This window comes from Nostoc sp. TCL240-02 (assembly GCF_013343235.1).
Classification (GTDB): Bacteria; Cyanobacteriota; Cyanobacteriia; order Cyanobacteriales; family Nostocaceae; genus Nostoc.
Genome location: NZ_CP040094.1, coordinates 7,656,684 through 7,682,583, shown reverse-complemented (window position 1 = coordinate 7,682,583; position 25,900 = coordinate 7,656,684). Strand labels below are relative to the sequence as shown.

At 39.3% G+C, this 25,900-nt stretch carries 27 protein-coding genes and 1 pseudogene; 10 read left to right on the top strand and 18 right to left on the bottom strand.

Translation table 11 applies throughout. The features are described 5' to 3' along the window. Positions 1 to 427 precede the first annotated feature (427 nt). The gene (locus tag FBB35_RS32960; RefSeq protein WP_174713338.1) at positions 428 to 1,231 is read left to right on the top strand and encodes a prohibitin family protein; all 804 of its coding nucleotides are present in this window, start codon (positions 428 to 430) and stop codon (positions 1,229 to 1,231) included. 107 nt (positions 1,232 to 1,338) lie between these two features. Here the strand turns inward: FBB35_RS32960 and FBB35_RS32955 are convergent, their stop codons facing one another. Continuing rightward, the gene (locus FBB35_RS32955) at positions 1,339 to 1,800 is read right to left on the bottom strand and encodes a hypothetical protein (RefSeq protein ID WP_174713337.1); all 462 of its coding nucleotides are present in this window, start codon (positions 1,798 to 1,800) and stop codon (positions 1,339 to 1,341) included. Positions 1,801 to 2,175: 375 nt separating this feature from the next. Between FBB35_RS32955 and FBB35_RS32950 the strand changes: the two genes are divergently transcribed. Further along, entirely contained in the window at positions 2,176 to 2,448 is a 273-nt protein-coding gene (locus FBB35_RS32950) for a hypothetical protein (protein WP_254625765.1), read from the top strand. Between the two features lie 190 nt (positions 2,449 to 2,638). Here FBB35_RS32950 and FBB35_RS32945 read toward each other — a convergent pair whose 3' ends face one another. Then, complete coding sequence (locus FBB35_RS32945; RefSeq protein WP_174713335.1) at positions 2,639 to 3,397, bottom strand: phosphatase PAP2 family protein; 759 nt, start codon at positions 3,395 to 3,397, stop codon at positions 2,639 to 2,641. Positions 3,398 to 3,433: 36 nt separating this feature from the next. After that, positions 3,434 to 4,678, bottom strand: a complete 1,245-nt coding sequence (locus FBB35_RS32940; RefSeq protein ID WP_174713334.1) for a hypothetical protein — start codon at positions 4,676 to 4,678, stop codon at positions 3,434 to 3,436. A gap of 196 nt (positions 4,679 to 4,874) precedes the next feature. Here FBB35_RS32940 and FBB35_RS32935 point away from each other — a divergent pair, with 196 nt between their 5' ends. Next, positions 4,875 to 5,144 (top strand): hypothetical protein, encoded by a 270-nt coding sequence (locus tag FBB35_RS32935; protein ID WP_174713333.1) that lies wholly within the window; start codon positions 4,875 to 4,877, stop codon positions 5,142 to 5,144. A 68-nt stretch (positions 5,145 to 5,212) separates the two neighbouring features. Here FBB35_RS32935 and FBB35_RS32930 read toward each other — a convergent pair whose 3' ends face one another. From FBB35_RS32930 to FBB35_RS32915, 4 genes are all read right to left on the bottom strand, one after another. Then, complete coding sequence (locus tag FBB35_RS32930; protein WP_174713332.1) at positions 5,213 to 5,947, bottom strand: redoxin family protein; 735 nt, start codon at positions 5,945 to 5,947, stop codon at positions 5,213 to 5,215. 76 nt (positions 5,948 to 6,023) lie between these two features. Beyond that, positions 6,024 to 6,953: an alpha/beta fold hydrolase gene (locus FBB35_RS32925; protein ID WP_174713331.1), complete on the bottom strand. Its 930-nt coding sequence runs from the start codon at positions 6,951 to 6,953 to the stop codon at positions 6,024 to 6,026. 21 nt (positions 6,954 to 6,974) lie between these two features. Continuing rightward, on the bottom strand, positions 6,975 to 7,796 hold the full coding sequence (locus FBB35_RS32920; protein WP_174713330.1) for an SDR family oxidoreductase: 822 nt from the start codon (positions 7,794 to 7,796) through the stop codon (positions 6,975 to 6,977). Positions 7,797 to 7,929: 133 nt separating this feature from the next. Further along, complete coding sequence (locus FBB35_RS32915; protein ID WP_174713329.1) at positions 7,930 to 8,415, bottom strand: glutathione peroxidase; 486 nt, start codon at positions 8,413 to 8,415, stop codon at positions 7,930 to 7,932. Between the two features lie 947 nt (positions 8,416 to 9,362). Between FBB35_RS32915 and FBB35_RS32905 the strand changes: the two genes are divergently transcribed. Further along, a complete protein-coding gene (locus FBB35_RS32905; RefSeq protein ID WP_174713328.1) occupies positions 9,363 to 9,818 on the top strand; it encodes a DUF2141 domain-containing protein in 456 nt (151 codons plus the stop codon). Positions 9,819 to 9,820: 2 nt separating this feature from the next. On the opposite strand, the gene FBB35_RS32900 is transcribed toward FBB35_RS32905, so the two are convergent. The 3 genes from FBB35_RS32900 to FBB35_RS32890 form a co-directional block, all read right to left on the bottom strand. Beyond that, entirely contained in the window at positions 9,821 to 10,963 is a 1,143-nt protein-coding gene (locus tag FBB35_RS32900; protein ID WP_174713327.1) for a peptidoglycan-binding protein, read from the bottom strand. A gap of 133 nt (positions 10,964 to 11,096) precedes the next feature. Continuing rightward, on the bottom strand, positions 11,097 to 12,158 hold the full coding sequence (locus tag FBB35_RS32895; RefSeq protein WP_174713326.1) for a DMT family transporter: 1,062 nt from the start codon (positions 12,156 to 12,158) through the stop codon (positions 11,097 to 11,099). Between the two features lie 920 nt (positions 12,159 to 13,078). Further along, positions 13,079 to 14,725 (bottom strand): Ppx/GppA phosphatase family protein, encoded by a 1,647-nt coding sequence (locus FBB35_RS32890; protein WP_174713325.1) that lies wholly within the window; start codon positions 14,723 to 14,725, stop codon positions 13,079 to 13,081. A 310-nt stretch (positions 14,726 to 15,035) separates the two neighbouring features. Here FBB35_RS32890 and FBB35_RS32885 point away from each other — a divergent pair, with 310 nt between their 5' ends. Both FBB35_RS32885 and FBB35_RS32880 read left to right on the top strand, forming a co-directional pair. Then, positions 15,036 to 15,917: a 4-hydroxybenzoate solanesyltransferase gene (locus tag FBB35_RS32885; protein WP_174713324.1), complete on the top strand. Its 882-nt coding sequence runs from the start codon at positions 15,036 to 15,038 to the stop codon at positions 15,915 to 15,917. A gap of 116 nt (positions 15,918 to 16,033) precedes the next feature. After that, a complete protein-coding gene (locus FBB35_RS32880; RefSeq protein WP_174713323.1) occupies positions 16,034 to 16,801 on the top strand; it encodes a thioredoxin domain-containing protein in 768 nt (255 codons plus the stop codon). A 659-nt stretch (positions 16,802 to 17,460) separates the two neighbouring features. Here the strand turns inward: FBB35_RS32880 and FBB35_RS32875 are convergent. The 4 genes and pseudogenes from FBB35_RS32875 to FBB35_RS32860 all read right to left on the bottom strand — a co-directional run. Next, complete coding sequence (locus tag FBB35_RS32875) at positions 17,461 to 17,910, bottom strand: thioesterase family protein (protein ID WP_174713322.1); 450 nt, start codon at positions 17,908 to 17,910, stop codon at positions 17,461 to 17,463. Between the two features lie 112 nt (positions 17,911 to 18,022). Continuing rightward, positions 18,023 to 18,412, bottom strand: coding sequence for a tautomerase family protein (locus FBB35_RS32870; RefSeq protein ID WP_174713321.1), 390 nt, complete (start codon positions 18,410 to 18,412; stop codon positions 18,023 to 18,025). 4 nt (positions 18,413 to 18,416) lie between these two features. Next, on the bottom strand, positions 18,417 to 19,004 hold the full coding sequence (locus FBB35_RS32865; protein ID WP_174713320.1) for a TetR/AcrR family transcriptional regulator: 588 nt from the start codon (positions 19,002 to 19,004) through the stop codon (positions 18,417 to 18,419). A gap of 118 nt (positions 19,005 to 19,122) precedes the next feature. Next, a pseudogene (locus tag FBB35_RS32860) lies at positions 19,123 to 19,291 on the bottom strand (NADH-dependent alcohol dehydrogenase); the annotation flags it as partial. A 426-nt stretch (positions 19,292 to 19,717) separates the two neighbouring features. On the opposite strand from FBB35_RS32860, the gene FBB35_RS32855 reads away from it, so the two are divergent. Then, on the top strand, positions 19,718 to 20,515 hold the full coding sequence (locus FBB35_RS32855; RefSeq protein WP_174713319.1) for a sulfite exporter TauE/SafE family protein: 798 nt from the start codon (positions 19,718 to 19,720) through the stop codon (positions 20,513 to 20,515). A 43-nt stretch (positions 20,516 to 20,558) separates the two neighbouring features. Here FBB35_RS32855 and FBB35_RS32850 read toward each other — a convergent pair whose 3' ends face one another. Further along, the gene (locus tag FBB35_RS32850) at positions 20,559 to 21,221 is read right to left on the bottom strand and encodes a cadmium resistance transporter (protein ID WP_174713318.1); all 663 of its coding nucleotides are present in this window, start codon (positions 21,219 to 21,221) and stop codon (positions 20,559 to 20,561) included. A gap of 126 nt (positions 21,222 to 21,347) precedes the next feature. Between FBB35_RS32850 and FBB35_RS32845 the strand changes: the two genes are divergently transcribed. Beyond that, on the top strand, positions 21,348 to 22,055 hold the full coding sequence (locus FBB35_RS32845; RefSeq protein WP_174713317.1) for a cadmium resistance transporter: 708 nt from the start codon (positions 21,348 to 21,350) through the stop codon (positions 22,053 to 22,055). Between the two features lie 317 nt (positions 22,056 to 22,372). On the opposite strand, the gene cysK is transcribed toward FBB35_RS32845, so the two are convergent. After that, positions 22,373 to 23,335: a cysteine synthase A gene (gene cysK, locus FBB35_RS32840; protein WP_174713316.1), complete on the bottom strand. Its 963-nt coding sequence runs from the start codon at positions 23,333 to 23,335 to the stop codon at positions 22,373 to 22,375. An 18-nt stretch (positions 23,336 to 23,353) separates the two neighbouring features. Beyond that, positions 23,354 to 23,824: an Rrf2 family transcriptional regulator gene (locus FBB35_RS32835; protein WP_174713315.1), complete on the bottom strand. Its 471-nt coding sequence runs from the start codon at positions 23,822 to 23,824 to the stop codon at positions 23,354 to 23,356. Between the two features lie 174 nt (positions 23,825 to 23,998). On the opposite strand from FBB35_RS32835, the gene cysE reads away from it, so the two are divergent. Together cysE and FBB35_RS32825 are read left to right on the top strand one after the other, a co-directional pair. Beyond that, entirely contained in the window at positions 23,999 to 24,778 is a 780-nt protein-coding gene (gene cysE / locus FBB35_RS32830) for a serine O-acetyltransferase (RefSeq protein ID WP_302481001.1), read from the top strand. 175 nt (positions 24,779 to 24,953) lie between these two features. Continuing rightward, positions 24,954 to 25,544: a Crp/Fnr family transcriptional regulator gene (locus FBB35_RS32825; RefSeq protein WP_174713313.1), complete on the top strand. Its 591-nt coding sequence runs from the start codon at positions 24,954 to 24,956 to the stop codon at positions 25,542 to 25,544. Between the two features lie 15 nt (positions 25,545 to 25,559). On the opposite strand, the gene FBB35_RS32820 is transcribed toward FBB35_RS32825, so the two are convergent. After that, positions 25,560 to 25,898 (bottom strand): NIL domain-containing protein, encoded by a 339-nt coding sequence (locus FBB35_RS32820; protein WP_174713312.1) that lies wholly within the window; start codon positions 25,896 to 25,898, stop codon positions 25,560 to 25,562. Positions 25,899 to 25,900: the final 2 nt, after the last annotated feature.

The window sequence follows — 25,900 nt, the reverse complement described above, 5'->3', positions numbered from 1 at the left end:
CGCGTATAGCCTTCAAAAACTGTCGTTGCTGCTTGCATTGCTTCCTGTCAAATTTCCTCAATGATTATATTGTCCATCCCTGGGGAAGCACTTGGGCAAGTTTCCTAATTTTTAAGAGTGTGAGGCTAACTTACCTTTTCAAATACTACGGTTTTTCGATATCATTACAGTGATTTAGGTAAAAATAAAGCTACATTAGCCTTCACTATCTCCAAATTTGGGTAGTAAAGTACACATTGGCTGCTTACCTATATGCCTGTATGTTGAAAACATTAACCTATCATTGAGGAATTTACTACTTATTTTTCATATTGTCTAGAGTGATATGAAAATTGACTTAGAGCCAAAGTTATAAGAGCATAACGGCAAGAAGCTTACAACTCCTAAATATGTGTCTCTCTGTCAGACGCATACATGTTTCACACAGATGATAAAAAATAAAACTTTTAACAGTGCAGGTAAACTGACTGCTCTTTTGTTCCTGATAACTCTCTTTCTCACACCTTGTGTAATTGTAAATGCAGGAGAACGTGGTGTATTGATGAAATTTGGCGAAGTGCAAAACCAGATATTAGGAGAAGGACTTCACTTAATTATTCCTGTAGTTAATACTGTGAAAAAGTTGAGTATTCGAGTCCAAAAACAGGAAATTTCGACTGAAGCTTCTTCCAAGGATTTACAAAATGTTTTCGCCGATGTTGCTCTCAATTGGCATATTATCCCCCAGGAAGCAAATGTGGTTTTTCAAGAAATTGGAGATGAACAAGCTGTAGTCATGCGGATTATTAACCCAGCCGTTGAAGAAGTATTAAAAGCAATCATAGCAAAGTATACTGCTGAAGAAATTATTACTAAGCGAGGAGAAGTCAAAGGTGCAGTAGATGATGCGTTGTCTACACGGCTGGGTAACTATCACGTTGCAGTGGATGATATTTCTCTAGTTCATGTCCATTTTTCTGAACGATTTGGTGAGGCGGTAGAGGCGAAGCAGATTGCTGAACAAGAAGCAAAACGAGCAGAGTTTATCGCACTTAGAGCAACAAAAGAGGCTGAAGCAAAAGTTAATTTAGCCAAAGGAGAGGCTGAAGCACATAGATTATTACGTGATGGTTTAACTCCAGAAATCCTACAAAGGCAAGCAATAGAAAAATGGAATGGTAAGCTGCCATTAATTGTAAGTAAGGAGGCTCCAAAACTGTTGAATTTAAGTGAATTTTTAAAATTTGATTAAAATTGATCTTATTGTGTAATTATTTGCTCTCTACTGAGAAGATCAGATCCCCGACTTCTTGAAGAAGTCAGGGATCTTTTTGTTCTATAGGAACGCGATCAACTAAATTAACCGTTGGAGAACAAAATAGGAGAATCGAGGATCTTCAACTGGATCAATAGTATAATCAAGAGAGTATAAGCTGTTGAAGAAATGAGACCCGTGAATAATTCTTTTTTGAGGTTATGCTCTTGAGGTTCTTTTTGAAAAATATCCTTAGAACCGAATTGCATCAAGAGAATTCCCACAATATTAGAGAGCCAATATCCTATAATTGAACAAGGTAGAAGTAATTTTGGGGAAAGTAAACTACATATATACCCAAAACCATAAGCTATCGGCAGATTGAATAGTAGGTCATTCCACCAACATAGTGGTGACAATAAATATCCTAGTACCAGAAAAAATCCACCTCTGAGTTTTTTGAAAATGTCTTTTTTGAACTCTTCTGGAGTCGATTGTTGCAAATCCTCTAGGGCTTTGTCTCCTGTTACATTTAACTCTTGACTGACGTTTTGGACGCTTTCCATAAAACCCACTATTTCTATCGGCTTAGTGTATTATAGTATGTAAACTAAACCCAAGTCTAGTACAGGAGTGAGAGCAACTTGGCTTTCTAATGCTGAAAGTTTTACAGATAAATAGTTTCAGCAAAATAATAAAAACTAAAATTTCCGTTTAACTCAGATGTAAATTAATTTTTATTGTTGCAAATATAGCAGTCCGAAATCATGCGTGAGAATTTGAGATAATTGTAAAACCCTTGTCATCTCGCCGATACTTTGGGGGACGATGTTAGGCAGAGAGTGAATTCTCTTACAAATCATTTAGGATTGTTATAGTAAGGACACAAATTTAGACTAATAATAGCTACAATAAAAATATTGAGGCATCTTAATAGTGGTATGACAGATATAACTCCAAATAGCACGTTTTTAATAGCAGGAATTGTTTTTGTAACGATTGCTGTAATCGGGCAGTCTAAATTAGGTTTTATTGAAATTAATCCCGGTTGTTTTGGTAGATTATTGGCTCTTTTTATTGGTATTTCAAGCCTATTATATGCTTTGGGATTGCTCAATTTTTCAGGCGAAACCCTTGACTTATTCAGAACTTATTTAACAGAACAAATTAAACAGAGTATAAGTTCAATCAATGAGCTTTTACAAGGATCGTAATAGTTCGGGAAAATTTATTTACGGATGTATTTAAATACCTTTTAGTTAAAAGTTTGTCTGAAAAAGGTTTAGTTATAATTTAGGGAGTCATTAATCTACTCTAGCTCTTAAAAAGGGGGAAAGCGGAATCACATTCTCCCTTTTTAATGGGTATTTAAGAGGATACAAAAGTCTTTAAACAAACATAATATCACTCCTGATTTATCAACTTTTCTTCTTCAGGCAGCAAGGTAGTTTCATTCTTGGGGAGTTCGCTATCTACGGATTTGACTTTAGTTGTATACGGTTTGATAATTATACTGACACCAATCGTCCAACCTAATGTAACCATCCAACCTGCGAGAATGTCACTGGGAAAATGTACCCCTAGGTAGAGACGACACCAGGCAATAGCTATTATGTATAAGCTGCCGAAAGTGAGAACCAACCAGCGCCAAGAGCCAGCCCAAGTTAAGGATAGCAAAATTGCTACCAGAGTTATACTTGTCATAGCATGACCACTGGGAAATGCAAAACTAGACTCAGGCGCAATGGATTCCCACAATTGTGGACGAATGCGATGCATTAATTCCTTGGCTGTGCGGTTGATAATCACACTTCCCAGTGAGACGATGAGCAAATAAGCTAGCGATCGCCAGCGTTTTTGTAGTAGTAATATTAGTGCGATCGCACCCAAAATCGGTATCGCCATCCAAGGCAACCCAATGATAGCCAGCGTCACTGCTAAAACATCAAGCTGTGGGTTGGCTGTAGAATGAACTGCTAACAGAATAGGCACATCCCACGGGAAGCCTGCTTGATTCTCCCATATCTTCACTGTCAGAATTTCAAAGACCTGTAAAGGTAAATAAACTCCGATCAAGACGAGTAAGAGCGATCGCCAACGAGCAATCAACAGATTTTTGAGAAAAGAAAGCGGTGACTGACTCTCCTTATTGGCTTTTTCCATAATCTAAGTTAAAAATACCGATTAACTACTCACTGATTACAAATTACTGGTGGAATTTTGAGAAGTTCCACAATGCTTACAGTACGACAAATGTTTATAAGTAAGATTATGACAGTTTTGGCATTCAATATATTGGTAATAGCCACAGTGCGGACAGTAAGTATCAATCTGTCTAATTTTCTTAGCGCAATTGACACAGCGTGATTTTTGGACTCTATTAGCTGCCTGAACTTTAGTATTAAAGACAACTTTTTGAAAAAACTGGATAATTCCAAAACCAACAATTGGAATCAGCAAAATATAAGCATAATTTATCAGGAAAACTAACCCACCAAAAAGAGTGCTAATGACATTAAAGAAAAATTGAAATATTGCACCTATTTGCAGGAATTCAAATATTTTGACAATTAGTGGAATAAAAAATATAACTAGCAAATGCCAGCTAATTAGTGATACAAGTCCATATCCTCTTCTCTGAGCAAATTTGTTAACTGATAAGGCAATGAGAATGAGAGGTAGTAGAAAAAGTGACTGAAAACCAAGCTGTATACTTGGATACCAAAATGATGCCTGCTGATAACCTTTGTCAACTTCACGAAATTGATTGTCATCTTTAAGAAAGGCGATAAAACTAATGCTTTCTGGTTTGGCAAGCAATTCATTTTTAAGAGTAGAAATTTCTTGTTTAAGAAGATAAATTTGGCGATTATTTTGTTCTAATGTCTGTTTAGCTTTTTCAGCACTAACTTGATTAATTGATTGTTGACGACTCTGACCTGCAATCTTTTCTAAGAGCGTTGAGTCATATTGGGCTTCAATAGTGCTATTGGCTTGTGCAAGGGAACTGATTTTCGCTTGTTTCTGATCAATAGTTCTGATGATTTGCTGCTTTTCAGGATTGTTAAGTTTATCCTTATAGCTGGCATATTGCAAACACGTTTGAGAAACCTTACCCAGATGTCCTGCTTCAGCCTGTTGATAGTTTTTCTGAAAACTGAGTTGATTATTCTGGTAATCTGGCAATGAAAGTCTCACAATTTCATAGTCTCTATCTTTATTGGTTTTTGCCCGGTAATTTTGCCACTCTGAATAACATGGATAAGCCTCGGTCGGGCTGATATGCCATCTGCTAATATCATCTAGTCCCGTAAAAACATTCATCAAGATAAAAATATCAATTAAAATAATCACAATCAAACTCACTTTATTCAGTGGTTCGTTGTTGATTGTTCTTGATTTACTAAAAAATTGACTCAAAATTTGGCGGATTCTGGCAAACATATTAGTTGTGAATAAATGGAAATTCAATTCGAGTCAATTCTATATGAGAAGTAGTAATTAACTGGACAAAAATACATCTATTCATCTGAAGATTTGTTAATAGATGATTTTCACGAAAATACCCAAAAATTCACTGAGGCTATTTAGACAAATATTTTACACAATATAAGATGAGCAATACTTAATTTTAATAAGTATGGGATTGATTACGGTACTTCTGATCGTCGGCTTATCACTTGCCTTAATCAAACTGTGGTCATCTCAACCACGGGACAAGTTTTCTAAGCCATACTTCAGTGACCCGAAAAACAGAAAACTGCAAAAACGTTTACTTGTTTTACTTAACGGTGATGCAACAACAGCCGAACGACTACTCAAACAACAGCGTCAGAGGCACCAGAGTCAATCGGATAAATGGTATTTGGAGAAAGTGATTTATGACTTGGAACGCGATCGCCGTTACTAAACCTCAAAACAGAAGAGCAATCTTTGAATCCCTTATAGGGACGCACATCTGTACGCCCCTACTGAAAACTATTTAGCAGCGAAGTAGGCTTCTAATGCCTCAGAACCACCAATTAATTTACCATCGATAAAGACTTGGGGAACTGTTGTCGCCCCTGTAACAGCTCGTAATGAGCGTGTGGTGACATCCTTACCCAAAGTAATTTCTTCGTAGTTAATGCCATGTTCCTTGAGCATTGCTTTAGCACGCGCACAGAAGGGACAACCCACTTTCGCAAACAGAGAAACTACTTCGGGCTTCACTGCTTGGGGGTTGATGTATCTAAGCATTGTTTCAGCATCTGATACCTTAAAGGGATCTCCTGGCTCGTCTGGCTCAATAAACATTTGGTTAATGACACCATCTCTTACCAGCATCGAGTAGCGCCACGATCGCTTACCAAAACCCAAGTCTGATTTATCTACCAGCATTCCCATGCCTTCAGTAAATTCACCATTTCCATCGGGAATTAGTGTAATATTTTCTGCTTCTTGATCCTTTGCCCATTCATTCATAACAAAGGCATCATTAACAGAAATACAAATAATGTCATCGACACCATTTTCTTTGAAAATCCCAGCCAACTCGTTGTAACCAGGAAGATGAGTAGATGAACAAGTCGGAGTATAAGCACCTGGTAAGGAGAAGACAACCACTGTCTTATCAGCAAATAATTGATCGGTTGTCACATCCACCCACTGGTTGTCTTTACGTGTATGAAAAGTGATACTGGGAACTCTTTGTCCTCGACGATTCGTTACCATGTTCTTGCTTCCTGAAGTAATCCATTCCAGTCATAACCTAGCATGGGAGAACTAGTATAATGTAACTATCAATCAGCTAAGAGACTTCATTAATAAATGGAGCGATCACTGCTACAAATTCAGCAGTGGATTCATAAGGCAAAACATTACGCCCATTTATTTTTATACCTCTACCTTGAGGAAAATAGGCGAGGTAGTTAGCCAAGCGCTCGTCTGGCGTTTCTTTTCTATTATTTTGGCTAATACTCGATGCAGTTTCCCCGACAACCGCTAATGTTGGTTGCTGAATCGAGGCAATAAAATTAGTATAATCCTGTCGCCAAAACCCTGCTAAAAAAGAAAACACTGCATGACGACTAGCAGGATTTTCTGCACCTGTAACTAATGCATTCAACCACTCTGCATCTACAGCACTCTCAGAAGCAAAAAGTTGACGAGTTGAGAAAGAACGTAAAAACTTAGGAGTGCGTGCATAGCGATAAAAAGGAATCCCAAAAGGGGAATCTAACACATTCCAAAGAAATTTTTGCTGCCATTCTGGTGGTTTATTTGCCATCAAAGCCCACGTTGGAGGCCCAGAAAGTACAAGTCTGGAAATTAAGTTTGATTCCTTTTGGACTAATGCGATCGCAACTGGTAATAATGCCCCTTGTACAACAACAATAACAGGTTGCCGTACTACTGTTTGTAAAAAGTACTGCAACTGTTCTGCCCAATCACTAGGAGTATAAGCCAGATGAGGCATATCACTCTCGCCACATCCCAATAAATCAGGGTTGTAAATGGAATTACGCTGACCTGAATTATACCATTCATGACAAAATCGCTGCCAAAATTGCCGCGACAATCCGACACCAATAGGATGAATTAAAAGTAAGGGAATACCCTCAGATGTTGTGTTAGTTGGTTGATGAACTTCATAGGCGCAACGATAATTCTGCCAAGTGAAAAACTGGCTAGGAGATGCTGTCAAATTAGTTGTATTAGTCACAGCAGATGGTTGCATAATTCCTAGTTATAATACTTGCTAAAAAATCATCTGTGGATGAATTAACTGGTATCCAGCCTCTTTCAGCTTTTCATTCGATACCCAAGCATTATATGGGCGAGTACTCTTAATAGAAGTATCCCATATAACTTTGGGTAAATTATGTTTTTCAAATAGACTATCTAGCAAGTCTCGGCTGGTAAGATGTGCATCATCTACTAGATTATAAATCCCTTGCAAACGACGGTGACGGGCAAATTCTATCGCAGCAACAATATCATCCAGATGAATCCAATTTGTGATATCTTCACCGCCGGGACGGTTTGTACCAGAATATCTACTAAATATTTTCAAAAGTTCTCTACCGGGGCCATATATTCCTCCTAAGCGGAAGATACAAACGCGGAGATTTTCGCTAGATGCTGATAATAATATATCCTCTGTTTTGCGGAGAATTTGAGCATTTAAATTAGCGGGTGCAAGTGGTGTTTCTTCATCTACCCATACACCATTTCTGTCACCATATACTGCATAACTACCTGTATATATTAATTGTTTCACACTCTGAATCTGCTGCAAGCATGAAACTAAGTTTTGGGCAGTTTTTAGATAAGTTTCTTCATAAAAATCTGCACCTTTTGCACCAACACTCAAAAGTACAACATCTTGATTGTGCAAAACTGATTTTAGACTATCTAGATCATTTCCGCAGGTAACGACAACTCTTTGGGATACTGATTGTAGTGTAGAGACACGCTCAGAAGAAGTTGTGGTTGCAGTGACAAAAAAATTCATTGTTTGCTGCCAATATTCAGCAACTTGATAACCAACATAACCACAACCAATAATTGCAACATTCATGACAAATTAAACACAAATAAATTAAACTACTACTTGAGACACTATTCTCAAATTAAGGAGCTGGGCGTAAATAAATTTAGCCGTCCAGAGCTAAGAGTCAATAGTACAAAAATTTTGATTTAATGACTAATGACTATTTTGCTAGTTCTTTTTCAATTATGGCAATTATTTCTGGTGAATTGGGTTGCACACTACTATTAAATCTAGCTATCACTTCACCTTGTTTATTAACTAAAAATTTTTCAAAGTTCCAAGCAATAGTTCCTGTTGGCTCAACGGCTTTGGTAAGTCGCTCATAAAGTGGATGCTGCTGTGAGCCTTTTGCATGGACTTTATCGAATAGTTCAAAGGTAACACCATATTTACTTGTGCAGAATTGCACAATTTCTTCATTGCTTCCTGGTTCCTGCGCTCCAAAATCGTTACAGGGGAACCCCAAAATCTTTAATCCTGCTTCGCCATACTTCTGGTTCAACTTTTCTAACCCGTCGTATTGAGAAGTATAACCGCAGTAGGAAGCCACATTCACAATTAAGAGTACCTTCCCGGTATAGTCGTTTAATTGTTTATCTTCACCGTTGATGGTCTTGACTGCGATATCCGAAATTGTGTTACTCATCTTGAATCTGATTTATAGGGAATATTGCCAAGTCTCCCATATTACAGGTACTCTAAATCCTGTTTCTTTAAGGAAATTAGCTTTGTTAGCCTAAGATTCTCAGGACTTATGTAGCCTTCCTAATTTAGCTCTTTCAAGGTAACTTCTAAAATCTCTTTTTTTTTCTCTACGTCCTCCGCATTTAAAGCTGATCAAAAGTATTTTATTTAACTACTTTGCATATATAAAACACAGAGTGAGGAGTTTCTTGAGCAAAATTTTTCCCCACCTTTAAAGGGCAAGTTTTAGGACTTGTAATTCCACCGTAGCCTTTTAAGGCGGGGCTGTTTCATTTCCTCAAAGGCTAATAATGTCAATGGTTAATTTTAGCGATCGCCTATAGGTTTACACTTGTAACCAGATTTACTTCTTCTGTAAATAGCTCGACTAATCTGCTATCTCAGAATAGTCTGAGAAATCTGCATTACTTTTAATACATTTTTCGTTGCAGAGATAAATTGCAGTCAGCGATCGCTTTACAGGAGAATTACTGCTCTTCAACACACCTTCAAAGTAACAAATAATTAACTTTTTGTATATAAAATTAATATTGTTCTATATTTATATCGGAAAATACTTGGCTAAAAAAGATACAGTTGCTTTATTTATTACATTAAAATGTGTTTGCGATCGGATAAGCCAAAATACTGTATCTTAATAATACAGTATTTTGGTTTGAGTAAATAGACCTTTCAGTTTGCATTTGCCGCTACCGCCAGTACAATCACCACTGGTTCGATGGCTGGAAGAACCGACTTTATTGGTAACTTAATTTACATCGGCATTATGGGGCTCGGATTGTGCTTTATTAATATAGCGATCGCAGCCTGAAATACTAATACTATTTCACGAAATACCCGATTGAAAACTTAGTTTCAGCAAAACTTATTTTATCCTGCGAACATTTTATGATTAGAAAATTGAGAGTTGGTATGCTGCTATTGGTAGTTGCGGGAAATCTGGTATGGCCGTTTAGTGCCAAGGCAAATTTTAACGGCAAAGTCACCGTAGAAATTGATGGTTTAAAGAATAAACAAGGACAAGTCTGTGCCAGTATATTTGCTAGTAGTAAAGGATTTCCTAGCGATCGTGATCGCGGCTTACAAAAGCAGTGTACCAAGATTACTGACACTCCCTTATCCATTACCTTTGAGAACTTGAAAGCAGGTAGTTATGCCGTTGCTGTCTTTCACGATCAAAATAATGACCGCATTCTCAACAGTAATGTTTTTGGTATACCAAAAGAAGGCTTTGGATTTTCCAGAAATCCAGAAATTCGCACAGGTGCGCCCAAATTTAGCGAAGCAGCATTTTTAGTGGCAGGTCCAAACACTAATATCCAAATTCAGTTGAAATATTTTTAGGCTTATTCTCGTGCATCGTTGTGTAAATCTTCTGGTAAACCTTGTTGTTCCGGTAAGCCACGCATTCGATTCATCTGAGTTAAAGCATATCGTGCTGTTGCTTGCACTTCGGGATCTGGGTCTTCTAATGCATGGCGCAACATCTGGCTCATTTGACCCATCATGTCATAAACGCGCGTCAAGTCTCGGATCGCATTTTGACGTACTTGGGGACTTTCATCTTGCATTGAAATTGCTAAACCCCGGTTCATCGGTTTGAGTGTGCGGATACCAATTTCTGCCAAAGCTGCCAAAATCAAACTGCTTTCTTGAGAATCAGCATCAATCATTAGGTCAACCATTGGCTGAATTGCCCGCGAATCTCCCTGCTGACCCAAATCCCAAATAGCCTTACGTCGCTTCGTTGGGTCAGAACTGCGTAAGTCTTGAATTAATTCGTCAACGATATTGAGTTTAGCAAGCCGGGAAGTTTTTTCTGGTAGTAGTAATTGTGTGGATAGCGGCAGCGTAGCTCCTTCTGGACTAGTTACAATCTCTGGTGGGGGTGGTATCATAGTTTTTTTGTTAGCTTCACTTAAACTTTTAGTATCTGATATTTCGGACTTTTGCACTTGTTTAATCTGACGAAACCACCTCATCAGGTAAATAAGTGCGCCAATACTTCCTAGAACTCCGATGGCAAATATAAACCACCAGATGAAACCTTTCTCAGGTGGCTTGGGTTTTGCAGTCGGTTTGGGAGTTGGATTAGGAAAAGTGACTATTGGAGAGGTGACAGTCTGATTTTTGGCTACTATTGCTGCTTGCAGCCTCCTCCTAGTTGTTAGACCAGCAAGTCCATCTACTTTTAAACCCTTTGCTTTCTGGAATTTAGCTACAGCGATTTCTGTACTAGCGTTGTACTGTCCATCTACCACGCCATTGTAGTATCCCAACTGTTTTAATTGGGTTTGTAATCTCTGCACATCTGATTTTTGACTACCATATCTCAAAACAGCCGGACTAGCAGTAACTGTCGAACTAGCTTGTGCCAGTTCTAAAATTTCAGGCGCTAGGTTAGGTGTGGCTGTACTTGCGCGATTTGGGTAAAAACCCACGCAAGAAAAACAGGTAAATATCAGAATTGAGGAACGGCATAGCCTCATATTGAAAGTTTCAGCCTGAACGTGCTTTTGAAGTCTTCGATACCACAATACCTTCTAGATGACCAAATGTTAACTATCATTGGGTATTGGGTCTTGTCTTTGATCGCCTTCACGTATAGTTAACGAGTTAGGGTTAAATTTCTGGTTCAGATTCTCTAACTGCTAGGCTTACAGGGTTCAATTTTTTAGCAGATGAATCTAAAACTGGTTGCTGTATATTAACTATTTCGCCGACAGTAAGTGTGTCGTTTTGCGCTCCTAAAGCATCACGTTGGTTAATGAGATAGATGCTAATTAAAGTGAGGAAAACACCTATCCACTGCACCGGACTGAGGACTTCTGAGAGAAAGAGATTGCCGAATAGTAAGGCAAAGACGGGTGTAAGGAAGGTAAGAGAACTAAGACTAGTGAGACTGCCACTATAGGCAAAGTAGAAGAATAACCCGTAAGCGATCGCACTGCCAAAGACAGTAGCATAACTCAAAGCCACTAAATCAGATCCTCCCAGATTCTCCCACTGCTGAGATTCGACAACTGACGAAATTCCCCATAGTGGTAATCCCCCCAAAATCATGTGCCATCCCGTAGCGGTTACTGGGTCAGCATACCTACACACAAACCGTATCAACACTGTTCCTACAGCCATTGATAAGGCTGCCAATAGCATCAACCACTCACCGCTAGCAAACAAGTCTTGCCAGTTGCCAATTGTGATATTTGCACCTGAGTCGAGAATATGTAAAATCCACTCATCAGGTAAGCCAATTAAACTAATGCCTGTGACTCCCAAACCTAACCCCAGCCATCCCCAAAAACCAATGTGTTCTTGGAATAACCACAACGACAGCAATGCTACTGCCAAGGGTTGCGAGTCAATCATCACAGACCCTAGCCCCGCACTAGTTCTGACTAATCCCTCAGCCAAAAAGCCTTGAAATAAAGTCCCATCTATTAGGGCAAATAAGGCAATCCACAGCCATGCAACCCAACCCTTGGGCTGGGGTTTACCCATGAATGCTGCTGCAATCAGAATTAACATCCCTGCTGGTATCAGGCGCACTCCCGCCATGAATAGCGGTGTGGTGTGGGGTATCACTCCTTTCATGGCTACCATTGCCGTCCCCCATAGGAAAAAGGGAGCAATTAACAAAAGAGGGGCGAAGGGAAGTCGAGATGCACTGAGTTTCAGTTGCATGGGTTTGCTGATGCCTTTGTTTAACAAGCACAAAAATTGCTTTACCCAATTTTACCGAATTATGTAGTTTTGCGATCGCTTCTGGCGGGTGCTTTACAACATCGTGTAGCGTCTCAACGATCAGGAAAGACTACTCAGGTGTCGCTCAAGTTACGGAGGTTGAATATGTTTTTCATTAGACGGATAGTTTGAAAAAGCTTTATCAGTTAACAAATGCAAATGCTTAAAATCAAGCAGATAGCAGCCCTTGTATGTATAATATACTTACGCAAACAATAGTCAAAACCCTGATTCTCTGGTAGGGGCAATTCATGAATTGCCATTAAGATATACTCCAATCCTCTAAATGCAAATTAGGCACTTTTGCCAAAAATTCAGTATTTTTCCTTCTTTTTTTTATATCTGTGTCGCGCACTCAAATGAGTAAGTTACTTGCTTATCTGCACTTGGAGCGATTCAATGCAGAGAAACAAGCAGTCTCAACTGGTTTGTTGAGATTTTATATTATAGAAGGATACCTAAGTTTTCCCGGCTTAGGTATCCAATAGCAACATAACCTATTAAATAGATTGTTGACTATATTCTAATTAATAATTTTAATTTTTAAATGCTTCTTAGGACACTTTCTTAATTGCTCCTTAAGTAGGATGCCAAAATTAGAGATGAGGTTTACTTTCATTCTGAAAGCATCTTTATAAAAACAGAATTCAGGAGTTAGGAGTCAGGGTTCATTCAGGATTTTAACTGAAAAAGCAGATAGCGTCGAGTAAAGCTTGCAAAGAAGCAAACTACGCAAAGCATCCTGTCGAGAGTATATTGATTCTGACTGCTGAATTCTTCTTTAACTGCAAAATCTTGTTTTGTAACAGGTGCGTTACACTGCGTTAACGCACCCTACTTTCTAAAAGAATTGAGCAACCTTAGATTTTTCTAAAAAGTTTTTCTAAACTTGCTACTAATTTCACTCCAAATTCTTCCTCAAACACTCCTTTTTTATAATCTAAACTCCAAAGTTCTAAAGCACATTCATCATCAGATTGAGATGGAAAAATCAGCAGGTTTACCTGTCGAAGTTGTTGATAATACTCACATTGTACTTGAGATATCGCACCAATTTGTCGTCTATCTAATGCTACCGCCAATCTTAGAATTGCACTCAATTGACTAACCATTTGACACTGCTCTTTAGTCAGCGAACTCTGGTAAATTTCATGTTTTTTCTTGGGTGGCGATTTGCGATGATAACGCGCTAAGTTGGCTATGATTTCAATCTCGGTTTCTGTATAACCAAGTAATTCACCATTGCGAATTAGATAGTAAGAGTGCTTGTGGTGAGACGAATGACTGATATAATGACCACAATTGTGTAATATTGCAGCGGCCCACAGCAGTTGTCGCTCGTCAGATCCCCAATGGTGTAACGTACCTTGAGTTTGATCGAATAAACTCTCGGCAAATTTAGCGACGCGATCGCTATACTCTAAGTTAACGTGGTATTTATTAGCGATTTTTAAAACATTCCGTTCTCGAACTGAACTTTGGTAACGCAGCTTATCTTCAATTAAGCCGTGGGCTAACATCCAGTCTACGATTACGCCTTCCCGCAGAGAACGCTCACAAATTGCGATCGATTCACTGCCTAAAAGGGTCATCGCTTCCTGTAATATTACTGCACCAGCCAGTATAACTTCAGACCGCTTATCTGGCATTCCCGGAATCGTAGACTTTTCGGAATTACTCAGTTTCCGCAAGCGATTTACCAACTCTCGCAAGTCTTTAAGACTAAACTGATAGCCATTGAGAGTGGAAGGAATAACACCTGACTTTTCTCGTGCATGAATCATCGCCAGGGTTTCAATCGTGCCAGATGTACCCACTAAACGGGGAGATTCCCCAAACTGGAAATTTGCTAATACCTCATCCACGGAACGTTCTAACATACCGCGTGTATAGGATTGCAAATACACAAACTCTGTGTTGCTGATGGGATCGGTGGTGATTAACTCGCTAGTGAGTCGCACTGCACCGACTTTAGTACTGGTGAGAGTGCGTGGTTCTTGACTATCGCCCAAAATTAATTCTGTGGAACCACCGCCAATATCGACAATAATATGGGGTTGGTTGTGAAATTCCATCCCCGAAAGCACGCCAAGGTAGATTCGTCGCGCTTCTTCTTGACCAGAAATCAAGTTAACGCTTAAACCCAATTCCTTTTCTACTGTGTGCAAAAAATCTTTACCATTGGGGGCTTCACGCACGGCACTAGTCGCCACAGCAATGATTGTTTCAGCGTCGATGGTTTTGGCAACTTCTTGGAAGCGTCCTAAAGCAGCGATCGCCTTTTTAATAATCTCTGGTTTGAGTTCTCCAGTGGTAAGATTGCGATCGCCAAGTCTCACAGTTTCTTTTTCTCTGGCGATAATGCTAAAGGCTGGTAGCGTGGGGTCAATTTTAACTACTACCATGTGTAGAGAATTTGTTCCCAGGTCAATGGCAGCAATAATCCGATGTTGGTTAGGTGGTTGAGTTGCAGAACTCTCCCAGCTAGCCGAAACTAAATTCTGCATCTAGTTTTCTCTCTTTATAAGAAATGATGGCAAACGGTGGTATGTCGGGGTAGCTGGCACTGATATTTATTGCAACGCACTTACTCAAACTGAATGCTGAGTAAATTAAAAAATACTCAGCAATCGCAACTCAGTTTCGTCAAGAGCAACTGAGCTAAGTATATTTACCCTAATGCGTCTAACGCTAGCGACTATTAAAAGATATTTAAAGTTGCCACTTTGGGTGATGTTTTTACAAATAACAAATAACGTTATTCTATAGATGTAAAGATGTGTGAACTCATCTATCTAAAGTTATTTGTTGATTTCTATGTTAAGGATGCCAGAACGCCCCCAGTCACCAGTTTGGCTTGTAATTATCCGGCTTTTACGCTGGCATAAACCAGAAGGACGGTTAATTTTAATGATTCCTGCTCTTTGGGCAGTGTTTTTAGCAGCTTCTGGGAAACCGCCTTTACCTCTGGTTGGTGTGATTATATTGGGTACTCTGGCCACGAGTGCGGCGGGATGTGTTGTCAATGATTTATGGGATCGGGATATCGATCCAGAAGTGGAGAGAACACGCGATCGCCCCCTCGCTTCTCGTGCTTTGTCTGTGAAAGTTGGGATTGTAGTTGCGATCGTATCACTAGCATGTGCAGCCATCTTGGCCTTTTACCTGAACCCTCTAAGTTTCTGGTTATGTGTGGCAGCAGTGCCCGTAATAGTCCTTTATCCAGGCGCAAAGCGAGTGTTTCCTGTACCGCAACTGGTACTTTCCATCGCTTGGGGTTTTGGGGTGTTGATTAGCTGGAGTGCAGTTACTCAAACCATCACTCAACCAACTTGGTTACTTTGGGGCGCGACTGTACTGTGGACATTGGGATTTGATACAGTTTATGCCATGAGCGACAAGGAAGACGATCGCCGTATTGGTGTTAATTCAAGCGCCCTATTTTTTGGGAATTATGCCCCTGTAGCTATTGGAATTTTCTTTGCTGGCACAATCTTATTATTGGCTTGGTTAGGTTTACTCATAAATCTGCACTTAGCCTTCTGGATTAGCCTTGCAGTTGCTACTATTGGATGGGTTTGGCAATCTCTGCGATTAAGACAGCGAGATTTACCTAATTCTGTTTATGGTAAGATGTTCCGGCAAAACGTGTGGATTGGTTTTATTTTACTTGTTGGGATGATCGCTGGCTCTTTTTAATCAGTAAAAAGGGAATTTGCATAACTTTGATTATGGGATTTTCCTTGAAGCGTACTTTGAAATCGAAGCAACTGCGCGTCTATAAAAGTTAGAAAAAAATATTTATGAGTTTTTCTATGAGTAAATTCTTTGATTCGTTTAGCCTATTCATTCAGTATATGCGTACTTGGGCAGCAATCAGTTTGCTGTGTTTAGTTGTCACCTGGTCATTTCCTGCACAAGCTGCTAGCCGGATTGATCCGCAATTAGAACAGCAAGTCTTACAAATTATCCGCGAACACCCAGAGGCAATTATTGAATCTGTTCAAGCTTATCAGCAGCAGCAACAACAAAAACTCAAGCAAGCACAGCAAGCATTTTTACAAGATTTAAAGACGAATCCTCAAACAGTGATTGGTGAGTCTCCCACCACAGGTTCAACTAAATCAAAAACTGTGCTAATAGAATTTTCCGATTTTCAATGTCCTTACTGTGCTGAGGCGCATAAAACATTGAAACAATTGTTAGCAAAGTATCCAGATAAAGTAAAATTAGTTTACAAGAATTTACCATTAATTTCAATTCATTCTGAAGCATTACCATCTGCGAAAGCAGCTTGGGCAGCATATCAACAGGGCAAATTTTGGGAATATCATGATGCGCTATTTACTAATCAAAAGCAACTAGGTGAGGCGTTATATTTAGATATTGCTAAAAAACTGAATCTAGATTTAGGTAAATTTAAACGCGATCTTACTCTTGCTACTCCCGCAATTACAAAAGATATCCAATTAGCAGAGAAGTTGGCTGTTTCCGGCACACCTTTCTTTATCATTAATAGTCCAACTTTTTCAGGAGTTGTACAGCTAGCGGATATCGAAAATATATTGACTGGTGCTAAGTAAATTAGTGTGTTGAAAATAACCTCTCACTGTTGAAGTAACTAGGTGTAAATAAATTCAAGTTTGTAGTAATGACTTTAGTCCTGATAAACCTTTCCATGAGCGATTCATTGCTTACTACAAACTAGGATTTTATTATATTTTTAATTATGCCCAGCTATATTTTTTTATAATGATGCCTGATAACCATCAATAAGCTTGATCAATATATAAGACTCATATTTGATTTTTGAAAAACCCCCGTACAACTCAAAAAGCCTTCTTGACTATTGCCTCTTACCTATTCTATTACCTACCCACGCAAGTAAATATGGTTACACCACGCTGCATGAACAAAAATCAAAGCGGATTGCTGTATACTGTGTAAGGATTATATCTCCATAGCATCTGTTTAGATAGATACTTTTTATTTAACAATAATGTGCATCTTTAGTTAGAGGTTTCATACAACAGTTTAGTGATGTACTTGAGGCAAGTGTAAGGAGTAGCTGATGAGGAGTGATGAGAAGAAATTTTCTTCACTCCTCATGTTCTTAAAGATATGGCAACTTAAAGCTTTATTTAAGATTAGGGAAGCTAGAAAATCTGCTGCGCTTGAATAGCCTTAAAAAGGCTTCCTCTAGTTCTTTCCTTTTAAGGAAGGTTAACCCAAGGATATTACTTTATGAATAGTCTTTCAGATTTCCTTTTTGATGCTCTAAATATTTATTCTTTAATTCCTCTGGAATAGGAATAGGACGACTATTTTGTAAACTGAGAAAAGCACCCTTTTGACTAGCTACTGCTGCTAACTCATTATTAGAGAAAATTTCAGCTTGTACAGTCCACTTCAATTGTCCTAAATTACTTAGCCATAAACGTCCAATTACTTGGTCAATAATTTTTATGGGGCGTTTATATTCAATTTCAGTTCCAGCTAGAACAGGTGCATATCCTTGAGCAATTTGTTGATTCAGGTGCCAATGTTCATCTAAAAACTTTAAACGCAAATCCTCTAACCATCTGATATATACAATATTGCTTACGATTCCCATAAAGTCAATGTCGTATGTTCTTACAGGAATTTCTAATACTACTTCTAATGGTCTGTGCAAACTGTTATTTACTAGCATTATTTATCTTAATATTTTAAAACCGATCGGTCTGTAAAATCCTAAAAAATCTTACTCTTTTCAAGTAGTGGGTAATTATTAATTGCTTAATAACCCATTAGCCACAATAATTTCAAACTTCTATTTTGTAGTTTAAGCTTAACTCGTCGCCAGGTAAACCTCTAATACCCCAGTTATATTTGGGCGTTTCAAAAATTGTGATTTCAATATCGTATATAGGAATATTGAATTTTTCATTAATATTTTTAATCAGCAGGCGAATCAACTCTTTTTTGGTTTCCACTGAGCGTCCCTCAAACATACTAATTTCGATAACTAGATAATTGTTTGTTCTATCAGATGGATAGTAAAAATCTGATTTATCCAGTGGGAAAAAACGGTGAAATCTTTTTTCAGGGGCAATCTGTAAAACCTCTATGAGGGAGGTATGGATTACATTTGATAGCTCCGTTTTAATAGGATTTAATTTGTCAGCTAAAGAATATACTTTGATTTGTACCATACATTTAAAGGTGAGTTTCCAAGTATTGATTCAGGTAATTAATTACCCTGTGCATGTGAATTGAATCTCCATAAAGCTTACTCATCATTATGGCCCCTTCCAGCGTTGCAATTATGACGGTGGCAATTTCATCAGCACTTACTTCCGAGCAAATTTCACCCTTGGCAATTCCCGTTTCAATAATTCGACGAATTAGATGCAGCCAAGAATTCATCGCCTGTTGAGCGCGTTCCCGCAACGCCGGATGAGCATCATCGCTTTCCACAGCAGTATTTAGCAGTGGGCAACCTCCTTTGATAGGTGGATTTTCTGCGAAGCTACTAAATATCCCAATGATTGCTTGCAGGCGTTCTACTGCATGGCGTTTGCTTCGCAATGCAAATCTAGTATGCTGTCTAATGCGAGCGATCGCAAAATCAAAAGCCTGTAATGCGAGATCGTCTTTGCTTTGAAAGTGATTGTAAATTCCTCCTTTTTGCAATCCAGTAACACGCATGATGTCTGACATTGATGAGCCTGCATACCCCTGTTGGTTAAACAGTTCGGCTGCTTGGTGGAGAATTCTACTTTTTGTTTCTTCGCCTTTGGACATTACAGCGATTTATTAGAGTAGAGAGTCGTGTAGTTTATTGAATTAAAAATTAAAGACCACTTGGTCTGTTTGTTTATATCACTATACATGCTTGTAAGTCAAGTGTTTTTTGTAGTCCAGACAACGCAGACTTCACTCGGTTATAAACGCCGTTAGTTTTGATACTACCTCCACTGTAAGTAATAAGATGTTTTTTGAGCATCAACAGAAGTTTCAGCAGCAATATTGGCGATTTGAGCTTTGCCAAACAGGATTTTGACGGGGTTGTAAAAAACAAAATTTTCCATGATTCATAAGACTTGTGGTGTATTATCCAGAAAATATAGCGATATACAAAACGAATACGCTGGACGTTTGATCGTGTTTACAAGTAAAATACGGTAAGTACATAGCTTTACCGGCTTTTACATGTAAAACCGCAGAAAAACCAGTAAGAAGTTGATTTAGTTAAACAACTGACCCATAAGCAGTTATAAAAGTCTGTTTCAGCTAAATGTCAGTTGTCATACTTCCAAAAACTTTCAGACAGGTTTTAAGTTGTCCAGTAATCCTCTGCCCTAATTTTTAGCTAGATAAACCTTTCTTTGTGTCACTCATCCTTTGAGAAACACAATAATTTGCCATGACTAGCTCTATCACTGGGCTGTAGTTCGGGTGAGTTATTGCTCTCTAGTAGTGAAGTTCTAGCTGACTTTCTCAAACCCCCAAAGAGTATGCACTATTTATCACTACCATTCTTAAGCTTCTTCGTTGGTATCATAGTTGGTTTGACGGGAATTGGCGGAGCCTCTCTCATTACCCCAATGTTGATTTTTGTTTTTCAGGTTCCGCCTTCCATCGCAGTGAGTTCTGATGTTGTAGCTGCCACATTGATGAAGATTGTTGGTAGCGTTAAGCATTGGGAACAGAAAACTCTGGATATAGAAGTTGTCAAATGGCTGGCATTCGGGAGTGTTCCAGGCTCACTGTTTGGAGTGGGAATTTTGCACGTTCTTAAACGCACAGGTGAGTATAATCTGGATAACATCTTGCTCCGTTTGCTTGGTGTGATGATTTTGCTAGTCACAGCATTAGCACTAGTGCAATTGTTGTTATTGACTTTTTTACCCAAATTCAACTTACCCGAACTACCAAAGTTAGACTTAGAAACTAACTTTGGGCGCTTCCTAACAATCACTTTGGGGGCTATTTTAGGCTGTTTAGTTGGTCTAACTAGCGTCTCATCAGGTTCAATGTTTGCCCTAGTGCTGATTGGGTTTTTCCGTTTAGATGCACGGAAGCTAGTGGGTACTGATATCTCACACGCAGCAATTTTACTGCTGTTTACAGCCCTTGGTCATCTCAGCCTAGGAACAGTTGATTGGAATTTGGTAATACCTATCTGGCTAGGCTCTGTACCAGGAGTTCTGCTAGGTGCTAAAATCTGCCAAGTCGCTCCCCAGCGCCCACTACGGTTTATTATTTACGCCATTTTGATGATGGTGAGTTGGAAATTAGTTCATCAAGTGTAAGCAAATTGAGATTGTAGATTCCAAATCCAGCATTCAACATTGATTAACTTCTTACCCAAGGTAGTAGAGTGAATGTACCTCGCTCATACATAATGAACAGACCCAAGCCAATTAACACAAAAGGTACAGTAGCTTTACCGTAGCGACTTAAAATATAAGCAATGGTAGGTTGACGACTTAAAAAATAAGCGATCGCACACCAAACCCCTACCATGATAAAAAATATAGCTAAAAATATTCCCAGACTGGCAAGGTCATGACCAGCGAATAAAGGGATATATATACTAATATTGTCACCACCATTAGCGATGGTTACTGCTGCCACTTTATAGGTTTGGGGGTGCAAAACACTCAAAATAAAAGATAATACCGGGTTAGTAGGCGTAGGTTGATTAAAATCACTACTGACTGTCTGAACTGTTATAGTTTCTTCTTTTCTATATATTAATTGTTGAATACCAATTGCTATTGGTAGCAGTCCTAGTAATCCTATCCATTCTCGCTGTATGACCAATCCACCAAAAAATCCTGGTAAGCTAGCGATGATAATGGCTGAAAAACCCAGATATTGACCAAGTAAGATATGCCGCCGCCGAAAATTAACATCTATCTGTGAAAAAAATATTAACAAGATAATGATGTCATCTATGTTAGTGGCTATGAAGGCAATAATCCCTTCACTGAAGACTGTCCCTAACTTACTCATGCTGGATTTTTAGAACCTACGATTTCTCACCATACCAAATTAACCTTTCAAGTAATTTAACTACACTACTTTTTAATACCCATTTCCTATCTTATCAGTCTCAAGACCTGAAAACTGCTGTAAAATATGAACGAATTAGTTACTGCAATTACTACAGGGGCAATTGCGTTCATTGCCACTAATATTGATGATATTGTCATTTTATTATTGTTTTTTTCTCAAATAAATACTAGCCTTCGTCCTCGGCATATAGTTGCTGGTCAGTTTCTAGGTTTTACAGTTCTGCTAATCCTTAGTCTTCCTGGTTTATTTGGTGGGTTAATATTATCCAAAAACTGGATTGGATTACTTGGTTTATTACCAATTTCCATAGGTATCAGTAGTTTAGTGAATCGGGAAGAAGATTCATCAAAAGAAGTTGTTGCTACGACAGAAGAGGCTGAGACATCAACAATTACGAGTTTTTTTTCTCCCCAAAGTTACAGTGTGGCAGCCGTTACACTTGCCAATGGTAGCGATAATATTAGTGTCTACGTGCCTTTATTTGCTAGCAGCAACTTAAAGAGTTTTGTGGTAATTATCGGAATATTTTTTATATTGTTAGGAATTTGGTGTTATGGGGCATACAAATTAACTCACTACAAAGTAATAGCTGATATATTGACTGGCTATATTAATAATTTTGTGCCTTTTATTCTTATCGGATTAGGCGCTTTTATTGTATTAAAAAGTGAAGCTTTGAGCTTAATTAAGCTAGCTGCTAGTTGTTTCTGCTTGATAGTTTTGGTGAAAAATCATGAAAGTGTAGATGAAATTGGCGAAAATTCTAAGTAAGTGGGCGTGAATAATAAAAGGTTTGTAGTGAGGGCTTTAGCCCTATTTTAAGGTCTGTTCGCGAAGCGTTCCCATAGGGTAGACAATTTAATTAATTTTCTATTAAACCTCATCTATGTTGAAATCTAGAGTTTTTTAAAAGATATATTTGTGTAGGTTGGGTGGAGTAAAACGCAACCCAACATTACCACCTTATTTATATTAGGTTACACTATCGCTGTACCCAACCTACAAAACTACGGTTCTCAAGGTAGACGAGGTTTATGTAAGATAGTTTGACTTATTCTTTACTACTTACTTAAAATTGTTATGCAGAATCAAACTTTACTCAACCACTCATTTTCTTCTGGATCTTTGAACAGTGAGGTGCTGAGGTAACGTTCGCCGAAGCTAGGCTGGATCATCACGATTAGGCGATCGGCATTTTCTGGACGTTGTGCTACTTGAATAGCTGCGTATAAAGCAGCACCAGTTGAAATCCCCGATAACAATCCTTCTTCTTTAGCTAGGCGACGGCTGTAAGCGATCGCTTGTTCATCCGCTACCTGAATCACTTCATCTACCACATCTGGACGATAAATTGCTGGGACAAATCCCGCGCCGATACCCTGAATTTTGTGAGGCCCTGATTTCCCACCCGTTAATACCGGACTGCTGCTAGGTTCAACTGCGATCGCTTGAAAAGTCGGCTTCCGTCCTTTAATAACTTCTGCAACTCCCGTAATCGTCCCACCAGTACCCACTCCCGCCACTAGAATATCCACCTCTCCATCGGTATCATTCCAGATTTCTTCTGCTGTGGTTTCGGCGTGAACTTTCGGGTTGGCGGGGTTGCGGAACTGCTGCAACATATAAGCATTGGGCGTTTGAGCTAAAATCTGCTCTGCGCGACCGATCGCTCCTCGCATCCCTTCTACACCTGGCGTTAACTCTAATTGAGCGCCATAAGCTTTGAGCATCGATCGTCTTTCGTGGCTCATTGTGTCAGGCATCGTTAGAATAAGATGGTACCCCTTAGCGGCCGCCACCATCGCTAGCGCAATTCCTGTATTCCCAGAAGTCGGCTCTACTAAAACAGTTTTTCCGGGGTGAATCAAGCCAGCTTCTTCCGCCGCTTCCACCATACTCGCGCCAATCCGATCTTTCACAGAAGATGCTGGATTCATGCTTTCTAGCTTCACCACAATCCGAGCAACCGCTCCTGAAGCTTGGGGAATTTTGTTTAATTGAACTAAAGGAGTTCGTCCGATTAACTCTGTGATATCTTTCGCTATCCGCATGTGAATACTCCGTCGTGTCTAAATATAATACATCGGGCTTTGCTGGGCGCGAGTCTCTCTTTCCTCACACAAGTCTTGGAGTGTATAGCGACCCAATACTTCAATTGAAGCAGCGTTAGCTTGCTCCCAAACTTCATAAACCAGAGTCTTTTCTAGAGTCGGAGAGTCAGATGTATCTTTCTCTTTCCGCTCACCTTCGACTAAAGTCACAATTTCCAGCAGTGTAATCTGCCAAGGTTCACGAGCTAAAACAAAACCTCCTTTAGAGCCGCGTTGACTCTGCACCACACCAGAACGCCGGAGGTTGGTCAAAATTTGTTCCAGATAGCGTTCAGGTATGGGTTGTTTGGTAGTGATCTCGCTCATGGTTAGAGGAAGTTTTTTTCCGTGGTGGCTTGCCAGTTCTAAGAGCGCTAGCAATGCGTATTCCACTTTGGAAGACAGATCCAAGAGAGCGTAGTTTTGGCTATTCAAGACTGTACTCAACATACTACGGTGAATTGGGGGACTTATCGCAGTTTATCCGAAATTAATTTTTTCAAAGTGTGGAATGTGATAGCATCCCACTTACTACCCACAAAAACACTATATTCTATCGACTTACCGTAGATTATTATCTTACATAATTCCCATAAATGACTCGATCTTTTGGTGGGAATTATCCTGAGTTTCTGTTTTCAGAGCCTCATTTACCAACGAAAATCTCAACAGAGTATGCTAATAACTGATTTGCGAACCATTTTTGAGCGTGACCCAGCAGCCCGTAACTGGCTAGAAGTATTGTTCTGTTACCCTGGACTCCAAGCCCTAATATTCCATCGATTGGCACACTGGCTCTATAAAATTGGAATTCCCTTCATACCTCGGTTTATCTCTCATATTAGTCGGTTTTTAACCGGGATTGAAATCCATCCTGGGGCATTAATTGGCCAGGGAGTGTTTATTGACCACGGTATGGGAGTTGTGATTGGTGAAACTGCGATCGTGGGCGACTATGCCCTGATTTATCAAGGTGTGACTTTAGGTGGTACAGGCAAACAAACTGGCAAACGCCATCCAACTTTAGGCTCTCATGTAGTTGTGGGAGCGGGTGCAAAGGTATTGGGAAATATTCTAATTGGCGATCGCGTCCGCATTGGAGCCGGTTCTGTGGTGCTGCGAGATGTACCCAGTAACACAACCGTAGTTGGAATTCCAGGGCGCGTGACTCGTCAGAACAACTTGTCTACCAATGTTCTGGATCATGATAAAGTCCGTGACGTAGAAGCTGAAGTTATCCGCGCTTTATTTGAACGTGTCAAGGCTCTAGAGAAACAGTTCGAGGAGTTGCAAGATCAATCAAGTTTGTCCCCAAATGAGCTTGGCGACAAACAAACATATAACCCTAAGAGCAATAAGTCTGATGGGATGATTGAAGATTTTCTTGATGGTGCGGGAATTTAATTTTGGGCATGGGGCATTGAAAAGAGGCAGGGGGGCAGGGGGCAGGGAGCAGAGAGAAATAATTCTGCTCCTTTGCTCTATCTCCCTATTCCTTTTTTATAAATGCCCAGATGCTCTTAGAACCTGATATAAATATAATACTACGGTTAATTTATCGGAGAATAGTGATATAATTATGGTATCTTTATATGCAAATTTAACTAGCTTACACAGTAATAATACTAAAGAAATTTTTGCCCGGAGGTCATTTTTACCAGAGCATCCAAACGGACTTTGGAAGATTGAAACGGGTTTTGTCAGGACTTTTACCTACTTGGAAGATGGTACAACCGTCGCTCTGGGATTGTGGGGCCCTGGAGATATTGTTGGTAAATCTTTGTCAAAATTAGAACCTTATCAGATGGAATGCCTAACTAAAGTAGAGGCGACAGTCTTACCTGTAGAGGAGTGGACTCAACTAACAGAAACTCTACTTGCCCATATCCAACAGGCTCAAGAATTGATGGTTATTCGTAGCCATAAAAAAGTTGATACCATGCTAATCAAGCTACTGGCATGGTTATCTAAAAAGTTTGGTTCGGAAGTTGAGAAGGGACGTTTAATAGATATGCGTCTGACTCACGAAGACTTGGCTGAAATGCTAGGTTCAACTCGTGTGACTATCACTCGTGTTCTTGGACAGTTTGAGCAAGAAGGCTTAATTGCTCGTCTTTCCCTGCATCGAATTGTGGTGCGAGAAGAAGATATTTGGTACTACGAAATTTAAATTATTTAGATTATTTCAACAAAACCAGCTATCGCCGTCTGCATTCGGCTTGCCCACAATTCTAAGATTCAGAGATTCCAGATAAGCCAAACCGTTAGAGATTTGTGGTACTGTTCCCCATAGTTCAATATCAAAGCACCCTTCTTCGTCTGTATTTGGTTGTAGCATAGCCTTGGTAATATTAACTACCAAGCCGTAACTAGAAATTAATTGTGAAATCACAGGCGCTTGCAGATAGCATTTGGGAATATATATCCGCAGGCGAATCTGAGAGACTTGACTTTTGTTAGAGACTGAAGAAACCAGTGATAATCTGGTTTGGGAATTGGTTTGACGTTTATTTAATGCTGCCATTA

Coding starts and splice junctions, on each gene's coding strand:
- FBB35_RS32920 (WP_174713330.1), bottom strand. CDS start 7,796: ATGAATGTTGCAATTATTGGTTGTGGTTATGTTGGTTATCAAGTTGCT.
- FBB35_RS32870 (WP_174713321.1), bottom strand. CDS start 18,412: ATGGTACAAATCAAAGTATATTCTTTAGCTGACAAATTAAATCCTATT.
- FBB35_RS32955 (WP_174713337.1), bottom strand. CDS start 1,800: ATGGAAAGCGTCCAAAACGTCAGTCAAGAGTTAAATGTAACAGGAGAC.
- FBB35_RS32960 (WP_174713338.1), top strand. CDS start 428: ATGATAAAAAATAAAACTTTTAACAGTGCAGGTAAACTGACTGCTCTT.
- FBB35_RS32835 (WP_174713315.1), bottom strand. CDS start 23,824: ATGTTGAGTACAGTCTTGAATAGCCAAAACTACGCTCTCTTGGATCTG.
- FBB35_RS32850 (WP_174713318.1), bottom strand. CDS start 21,221: ATGAGTAAGTTAGGGACAGTCTTCAGTGAAGGGATTATTGCCTTCATA.
- FBB35_RS32945 (WP_174713335.1), bottom strand. CDS start 3,397: ATGGAAAAAGCCAATAAGGAGAGTCAGTCACCGCTTTCTTTTCTCAAA.
- FBB35_RS32895 (WP_174713326.1), bottom strand. CDS start 12,158: ATGCAACTGAAACTCAGTGCATCTCGACTTCCCTTCGCCCCTCTTTTG.
- FBB35_RS32900 (WP_174713327.1), bottom strand. CDS start 10,963: ATGAGGCTATGCCGTTCCTCAATTCTGATATTTACCTGTTTTTCTTGC.
- FBB35_RS32890 (WP_174713325.1), bottom strand. CDS start 14,725: ATGCAGAATTTAGTTTCGGCTAGCTGGGAGAGTTCTGCAACTCAACCA.
- FBB35_RS32875 (WP_174713322.1), bottom strand. CDS start 17,910: ATGCTAGTAAATAACAGTTTGCACAGACCATTAGAAGTAGTATTAGAA.
- FBB35_RS32820 (WP_174713312.1), bottom strand. CDS start 25,898: ATGGCAGCATTAAATAAACGTCAAACCAATTCCCAAACCAGATTATCA.
- FBB35_RS32950 (WP_254625765.1), top strand. CDS start 2,176: ATGACAGATATAACTCCAAATAGCACGTTTTTAATAGCAGGAATTGTT.
- FBB35_RS32845 (WP_174713317.1), top strand. CDS start 21,348: ATGAACGAATTAGTTACTGCAATTACTACAGGGGCAATTGCGTTCATT.
- FBB35_RS32865 (WP_174713320.1), bottom strand. CDS start 19,004: ATGTCCAAAGGCGAAGAAACAAAAAGTAGAATTCTCCACCAAGCAGCC.
- FBB35_RS32825 (WP_174713313.1), top strand. CDS start 24,954: ATGGTATCTTTATATGCAAATTTAACTAGCTTACACAGTAATAATACT.
- cysK (WP_174713316.1), bottom strand. CDS start 23,335: ATGCGGATAGCGAAAGATATCACAGAGTTAATCGGACGAACTCCTTTA.
- FBB35_RS32905 (WP_174713328.1), top strand. CDS start 9,363: ATGATTAGAAAATTGAGAGTTGGTATGCTGCTATTGGTAGTTGCGGGA.
- FBB35_RS32885 (WP_174713324.1), top strand. CDS start 15,036: ATGTTAAGGATGCCAGAACGCCCCCAGTCACCAGTTTGGCTTGTAATT.
- FBB35_RS32925 (WP_174713331.1), bottom strand. CDS start 6,953: ATGCAACCATCTGCTGTGACTAATACAACTAATTTGACAGCATCTCCT.
- FBB35_RS32940 (WP_174713334.1), bottom strand. CDS start 4,678: ATGTTTGCCAGAATCCGCCAAATTTTGAGTCAATTTTTTAGTAAATCA.
- FBB35_RS32855 (WP_174713319.1), top strand. CDS start 19,718: ATGCACTATTTATCACTACCATTCTTAAGCTTCTTCGTTGGTATCATA.
- FBB35_RS32935 (WP_174713333.1), top strand. CDS start 4,875: ATGGGATTGATTACGGTACTTCTGATCGTCGGCTTATCACTTGCCTTA.
- FBB35_RS32930 (WP_174713332.1), bottom strand. CDS start 5,947: ATGGTAACGAATCGTCGAGGACAAAGAGTTCCCAGTATCACTTTTCAT.
- FBB35_RS32880 (WP_174713323.1), top strand. CDS start 16,034: ATGAGTAAATTCTTTGATTCGTTTAGCCTATTCATTCAGTATATGCGT.
- FBB35_RS32915 (WP_174713329.1), bottom strand. CDS start 8,415: ATGAGTAACACAATTTCGGATATCGCAGTCAAGACCATCAACGGTGAA.